Origin of the sequence: Streptomyces sp. NPDC049627 (assembly GCF_044465645.1) — a bacterium.
In the GTDB taxonomy this organism is placed as follows: Bacteria; Actinomycetota; Actinomycetes; order Streptomycetales; family Streptomycetaceae; genus Streptomyces.
This window is the reverse complement of sequence record NZ_JBITLW010000014.1, coordinates 1-6,427: the sequence shown is the minus strand read 5'-3', so window position 1 is coordinate 6,427 and position 6,427 is coordinate 1. Positions and strand designations below refer to the sequence as shown.

Annotated in this window: 4 protein-coding genes and 1 pseudogene; 3 read left to right on the top strand and 2 right to left on the bottom strand. The window is 67.4% G+C overall.

The window, feature by feature from the left end:
- Positions 1 to 169 precede the first annotated feature (169 nt).
- Positions 170 to 1,036, top strand: a complete 867-nt coding sequence (locus ACIBU0_RS33170) for a GNAT family N-acetyltransferase (RefSeq protein WP_398825971.1) — start codon at positions 170 to 172, stop codon at positions 1,034 to 1,036.
- A 107-nt stretch (positions 1,037 to 1,143) separates the two neighbouring features.
- A complete protein-coding gene (locus ACIBU0_RS33165) occupies positions 1,144 to 1,458 on the top strand; it encodes a hypothetical protein (RefSeq protein ID WP_398825969.1) in 315 nt (104 codons plus the stop codon).
- A 631-nt stretch (positions 1,459 to 2,089) separates the two neighbouring features.
- On the opposite strand, the pseudogene ACIBU0_RS33160 reads toward ACIBU0_RS33165, so the two are convergent.
- A pseudogene (locus tag ACIBU0_RS33160) lies at positions 2,090 to 2,274 on the bottom strand (transposase family protein); the annotation flags it as partial.
- Between the two features lie 307 nt (positions 2,275 to 2,581).
- Between ACIBU0_RS33160 and ACIBU0_RS33155 the strand changes: the two are divergent.
- Positions 2,582 to 4,480 carry a hypothetical protein gene (locus tag ACIBU0_RS33155; RefSeq protein ID WP_398825966.1) on the top strand — a complete coding sequence of 633 codons (1,899 nt, stop codon included), beginning with the start codon at positions 2,582 to 2,584 and terminating at the stop codon, positions 4,478 to 4,480.
- Positions 4,481 to 5,289: 809 nt separating this feature from the next.
- Here the strand turns inward: ACIBU0_RS33155 and ACIBU0_RS33150 are convergent.
- Complete coding sequence (locus ACIBU0_RS33150) at positions 5,290 to 5,814, bottom strand: EF-hand domain-containing protein (protein WP_398825963.1); 525 nt, start codon at positions 5,812 to 5,814, stop codon at positions 5,290 to 5,292.
- Positions 5,815 to 6,427 lie beyond the last annotated feature (613 nt).

The following is a 6,427-nucleotide window of genomic DNA, read 5'->3' as shown; positions in this document are numbered from 1 at the left end:
CGGGCGCGGTGCTGGCCCCGCCCCCCCCCCCCCCGGGCGGCGCCGCCGGGCCCCCGTGTGTGGTTGTTTTTTTTTTTGATGGGGAGGGGGGGGGGGGGGGGGGGGCCCCCCCCCCCCCGGCCCGGTTAATCGGTTGCAGACCCTCGGGATGGAGTGTCTGATCCCGGCTATGACGATTGTGCTGGGTACGCCGACTGTCGACGGGGTACGCGAGGCCATGGCCGCGCTGCGGGAATGGCAGTACGACGAAGCGCCGATGCAGTTGCATTCCGGGGACATCGCCTGGAACTACCGGTTCGGAACGGCCGAAACGGCCGAGGTGGTCCGGACCTGGAGTCGGGACGGGCGGATTCTCGCGGTCGGGATGCTCGACTCGCCGACTCTGGTGCGGATGACGGTCGCTCCGGACGCTTTCCAGGATGAGGACTTGGCGCGGCGGCTCGTCGAGGACTTTTCGCTGCCCGAGCGCGGCGTGCTGCCGGAAGGAGCGGTGTCCATCGAGGCGCCGCTGGGCCTGCTGCTCCACGACTTGCTGAGCAAGGAGGACTGGGGCGTCGACGAGCCGTGGACGCCGCTCTTCCGCGACCTCGCCGAGCCGGTGGAGGACCCCGGCGTGCGGATCAAGTCGATCGGCCCAGAGCAGGCGCAGGACTTCGCCGACGTCCTGCGGTCGGCGTTCAACAGCTCGCGGCCCACGCGCGAGTACTGGCACGCGATGTCGGCGGGACCGTTCTACGCCGACGCCCGCTGCCTGGGCGCCTATGACGACCAGGGCAGCGTGGCGGCGGTGGTGACGGTGTGGTCGGCCGGCCCGGGGAAGCCGGGGCTGGTCGAGCCGATGGGCGTCCACGAGGACCACCGTGGTCGCGGCTACGGCCGGGCGATCACCGTGGCCGGGGCGGCCGCGCTGCGGGAGATGGGCTCGTCGAGCGTACGTGTATGCACGCCGAGTTCCAACGTCGGCGGCGTCGCCACGTACAAGGCGGCCGGGTTCGAGGTACGGCCGGAGGTGCGGGACCGGATCCGGACGGTCTGATGCCGGGGCTGCTCGGTAAGCGGCAGTCTGGGGCGTAGATCGTCTGACAGGTGCGGGTTTCCGGCTTCTCATCCGCCATCGCGCGTTGCGCTCGTACGCTCCGGCGCATGGTGGACCCCGAGGTGCATGAGCGGATCACCGCGCGCCGCGCGGAGCTGGATGAACTCGAAGAGCAGCTGGTCAAGCAGCTGTCCGAGGTGCGGGCCGAGCGGGACGAGCTGGCCGTGGCGGTGCGGGTGTGGCAGCGGATGAGCGAGCAGCTCGCTGACGAGCGGGCAACGGCCGAGTCGCCGCTGGCGGGTCGGGCGGTGCGGCTGGTCCCGGACCGGGCGTCAGGGGTGGCCGGGTCCGCGCTGCCGGCGGACTTCCAGCGCATCCTGGCCGCCGTGCGGCAGGCCGGTCGCCACCCGGGCCGTCGGTGAGGCGTTGGGTCTGGACACCGGGGTGCGGGGCAAGCTGGAGCCGCTGCGCGGGAAGTTGGCCAAGCTGGCCGATCGCGGCTGGCCGCACAAGCGGGGTGACGGCAAGTTCACCGTGCGCCCGTAGTCGCCGGATTCGAAGAGCGGGTGGGTGTAACCGACCTGCCGCCGACGGTAGTTGAGTTCGGTGTGAAGAAAGCCAACGAAACCGTCGAGGGCCCTGACGGCCGTGTCTACACCGCCCGCCTGCGGCTGTCGAGCGCCACCTTGAACTATCTCGCGGATCTGATCCGCGTGGCGCCCTTCGCGCAAAACAGGGCCCGGTCACGGCAGAGACCTCGATCCGTGAGTGCTGAGCAAGCCAGGCGGCGAGCGTCTCCGGCTCCCGGTCGGGCAAGAGCTCCACCGGCCGTCGAGTGTCCATGTGCACCAGCACCGTGCCGTAGAGGCGGCCCTTGCACATCGCGTACTCGTCGACGGCGACCGGCGTCGGAGGCGGCGGGGTCGGCCCTGCCGGCGCATGAACCGTCCGCAGGACGGTGCTGCGGCTGACCAGATGCCGATAAGTTCCGCGAACCGGCCGCCGCTCGTCCGGCGAGTGCCAGGCCCAGGGAGCCGAGAGCCGACCGCAGCCGTTGATCCCGAACCCGGCGGCGACCTTCGCGAGGGTGGTGTGTTCACGCAGGTACACCAGTGCCACCATCGCACGCTGAGACGGGCGGAGCTTGCAGCGCCGGTCGAGCTCACGGTGACGACGAGCATGGTCACCCACTCCACGAGCGCATGCGTCAGGTCGAGTGCGGCAGGATAGATGACCAGCGAGCCCCCCCCCGAGCAACGTGGTTGAGACATCAGACATCTCGATCAGCAGCTCGGGGGCCTCGCTCGTTGCGCGTCATGGACCGTCACCTGATTGGTGGCCAGCTCGAAGAAGCTCCGTGATACGTCTGCTGCAGGCCATTCTCGTACACAACCAGGATGGGGTTGTGTCGAAGCTCTGGCCTGCCTCCTTGTCGGCCGTTCCGGGCGGGCCCGATGCTCTGAGAGTCAAGCAGGGCCGACACGGTAGTGGGGTGACGACGAGCCGTTTGGACCGCTCTTTTTCAGGGCACAGGGGGGTGCCGTTTTGGCGCAGGACGACCCGCCGGACGAATGGAGCACGCGCGAGCGGCTGATGTGGGAGGCGTATCGGTCCGGCGAGTGGTGCGAGGACGTTCCCGAGCTACGCGGTACCGCCCTCCGCCATCTTCTGGTCACCGCGCCCTCGCCCCACCGCGGCTGTCAGGCCCGCCTGTGGCTACGCGGCGCACATATCACTGGAGAGTTGGACCTTGCCGAGGTCACCGTCGCCGGCTCGGTCCGCCTGGACCGATGCAGCTTCGACGCGACTCCGCGGCTTGACAACGCGCACCTCGACGCCGCTTTCGAACTCAGAGCCTGCACGATGCCTGGACTGAGCCTCGTCGGTGCCCGTGTCGCCCACGAGTGCGAGATCACTGCTTGTACCGTCACCGGCACGGTGGATCTACGCTCCCTGACGGTCGGAAACCGACTGTCCTTGACGGACACCGCCCTGCATCCGCCCCATGGCAAGGCCGCGCTCGACGCGCAGTCCGTCGAGGTGGGCGAGGACTTCTGGGCATCGGCCCTGGACTGCACCGGCGCCGTGCTCCTGAACAGCGCCCGGATACAGGACGTCCTGGTCTTGCGAGGCACGCGCATCAGCGGCGACGCGGGGCTTCGGGCGCCGGAGCTCACCGTGGGCGGCGGTCTGTTCATGGACTCCGGCTTCACGGGCACCGGGCAGATCAACCTCTATGGGGCCTCCATCGGCGGATCAATCAGGATGGAGGACTGCCAACTAGCCGGCCCCGGAACCGGACCGGGTGCGTACGCTCTGCTCATGTGCGCTGCAGAGGTGGGTGGCGACATCTGGTCCGGGCACGGTCTGGTCGTGCATGGCCCCGTCATTCTCAGCGACACTTCGGTGCGCGGCAGTGTGTTCTTCAAGGGAGCCCGCTTCGACGTCTCTTCCACCATGCCGAGTACAGATGCTGCTCTGAACGCCTCCCGACTGCGCGTGGGCGGCGACCTCAACTGCCGAGATGGATTCATCGCTCAAGGCATGATCAACCTGCGTGACTCGCGGTTCGGTGGCTCCGCTCTCTTCGAAGGCGCCGAACTCAACGCACTCAACGGCCAACCCGCCCTGAACGCCAACGGAGTTGAGACCGGCGGCGCGCTCCTGTGCACTGGCTTCACCGTGCACGGCAGGATATCCCTCATCAACGTCACGGTCCGCAGCCGTGTCTGCCTCGATGACGCTGTCCTCGACACGCCCGCCGACGAGTCGGCCCTGAGCTTTCTCGGATCATCCACAGCCACCCTCTCGCTTCGCATGCGCGAGGCACCGGCCGGCGTGATCGATCTACGCCACAGCAAAATAGGGCTGCTGGAGGACGCTCCCGCGGCCTGGCCCACCGGAATGATCCTCGACGGCGCCGCATACGACAGCCTGCACCCCGCACTCCCGGCTCGGGAACGCTTGCCCTGGCTGGGCCGTGACCCTGCCGGGTTCGTGCCCCAGCCGTACGAACAGCTGGCCGCCACCTATCGGCGTCAAGGCCAGGACGCCGATGCCAGAGCCGTCTTGGTCGCAAGGCACCGCAGAATGCGGCGCACGCTGCCGCCCCCTGCCAGGTTGTGGAGCCTTCTCCAGGACGCGACGGTGGGCTACGGCTACCGCCCCCTTCGTGCCGTATGGCTGCTGCTGTGTCTGCTGACAACTGGAACGGCTTGCTTCGCTGTCTGGCCACCCATGGCCGTGGGCGACGGCACGCCACCGCCGTTCCAGCCCGCGATCTACACGCTAGACCTGCTGCTGCCCCTAGTAGACCTGGGACAGGAACGCTCCTACGCGCCGAGCGGAATGATGCAATGGAGCGCCGTCGCACTCATCGGCACTGGCTGGCTTCTGGCCACGACGGTCGCGGCAGGCGCAACCCGAGTGCTACGCCGGAATTAGAGCCGGGGCTTCCAGCTACGGTCGCCGATCCACATCGCCGTGAACGGCCGAGACAACTCCGTGAGCGGTCGGAGCCATCACGGAAGCGCGGTCACAACCAACTGGCGTGCTGCTCAGTCACAGGAACTGAGCCGAAGCACGCTAGTCGTGACATAGGCAGGCTTGTTGTCACCTGCGGGGGTCAACGCCGGCAGGTCGTTTTCTGAAACCGTTGGCAGCCTCTGTGATCTTGCAGGGCGGCCTGGGCGGGTGTGAGGTGCGTGGTGTCGACGACACCAACATTCGCAGGACATCACTGCTCCCGCTGCCGACACAACTGCACAGCCACTCCCACGTACCCTGCGCAGCCGCCGACCGCCTCCAGGTCGACGAAGTCGCCGGCGATCAGCTCCATTCCCCGACCACCGTCTCGCTGGCCACATCGAAGAACTCATCGACGCCTGCTGACCATCGCCCGAACGCCGACGCGCTGCCCCAACGCCGTCGAGGACATCTTCTGGTGGAGCGGATCCGGCAGGCGGAGCAGGACGCGCCGAAACCGAAGAAGGGCTTCGCTGGTACACCTTCCGCGCGCAGCAGCGCGTCGGTCAGCTCACACGGCCTTCCTCGTGAACTCCGGTACCCGGTCGCAGAGTTCAGGATCACAAGGAAGGCCGCCCTCATACCCTGCGATCACTCCAAAGAGTCACCACGCGACCGGGCCCGAGGTTAAGGAACAAGCTAAGGAGGTGTTTCTCTACCCGAAGCAGATGCGTTGGAGTCGACCCAGATCAGCCGTCACTGCTGGCTTCCGTGTCGCGCGTTGATCATCACGCTGGGATATCGGATAGCGGCCTGCGGTACAGCGCCCTGCCCATGGGAGAGCCTTCGCCTGTGACGTGAGCGCGGATGGACGCGATGTAGTCGTCGCGGCTGATGCGGCCGTCGCCGTCGGTGTCCAGGGCAGTGAACGCTGCCTCGGCGTTGGTGACCGGGTTGTTCAGTGCTGTGCGCAGGGCTGTGAACTCGCAGAGGTCGAGGGCGCCGTCGTGGTTGGTGTCGGCGAGGTCGAAGAGGGCGCCGAGGACGGGTGCGCAGACGTTGTCGAATGCCTCGGCGCCGGCCCATGCCGCGTACTCGTCGAAGGTCATCTTTCCGTCGCCGTCGGCGTCCATCAATGCCCACGCGCGCTCGCCGAGGGTGCGTGCGGTGACGACGAGCTGGTCGTCGTCCTTGAGTCCCATAGCCAGCGCCGCGTTCCTGGTGCGCGCCATGTATTCCTCCCTGGAGACGATTCCGTCTCCATCCGCGTCCAGCATGGCGAAGACGAGCTTCTGCGCAGCTGTCTGGTCCATCGAGGTTCCTTCCTCACGGTGTTCGAGTTGAGCGCTTCGATCCGAGTGGGCTCTCCTACCCGTCGGCCGTGATGATCAGGGCGCCCGTTCGGGGGGCGTGGGGGTCATTTCCCACGCGCACCGCGCGTGGTGCGCCGGTGGCGTGACTCATGAGCCGGGGACAGCAGAAGCGGCCTGGGGTAGTGACAACCCTCGTGAAGAACGGATTCCGTGGAGGGTGGATGTTCGGCAGACATGGCACAGCAGTTGTGATGAGTTCCCTGGCCCTGGTGGCCTCGTCGGTGGTCTGGGCTCCAGCGGGTCAGGCCCATGAGCCTGTGCACCGAGAGAACGTTCTGTGCACAGGCTCCAGCACCAGCACATACGACCCGCCCTTGACCCTGCTGCCCGGCTCGACCCGCGTCCAGACACGTGCCAGTTACACGTGCGCGGTTGCTCACGGCCGGACGGTGCCGGCCACCGGATACCTGGAAGGGAGGTCGCCGTCGGCGTCCTGCATCACGGTGAACAGCCCGCGGCTTACTGGCTCTAACAAAAGCGGGTTGATCATGTGACTGTTGAATTGATCGCTCGTTGATGTGGGCATGGGGAAACGTCAGTCGCGGCCGTGGAT

What these genes read in the sequence shown, in the direction of transcription:
- ACIBU0_RS33170 (WP_398825971.1), top strand. Translation starts at nt 170, where the DNA reads ATGACGATTGTGCTGGGTACGCCGACTGTCGACGGGGTACGCGAGGCC.
- ACIBU0_RS33165 (WP_398825969.1), top strand. Translation starts at nt 1,144, where the DNA reads ATGGTGGACCCCGAGGTGCATGAGCGGATCACCGCGCGCCGCGCGGAG.
- ACIBU0_RS33150 (WP_398825963.1), bottom strand. Translation starts at nt 5,814, where the DNA reads ATGGACCAGACAGCTGCGCAGAAGCTCGTCTTCGCCATGCTGGACGCG.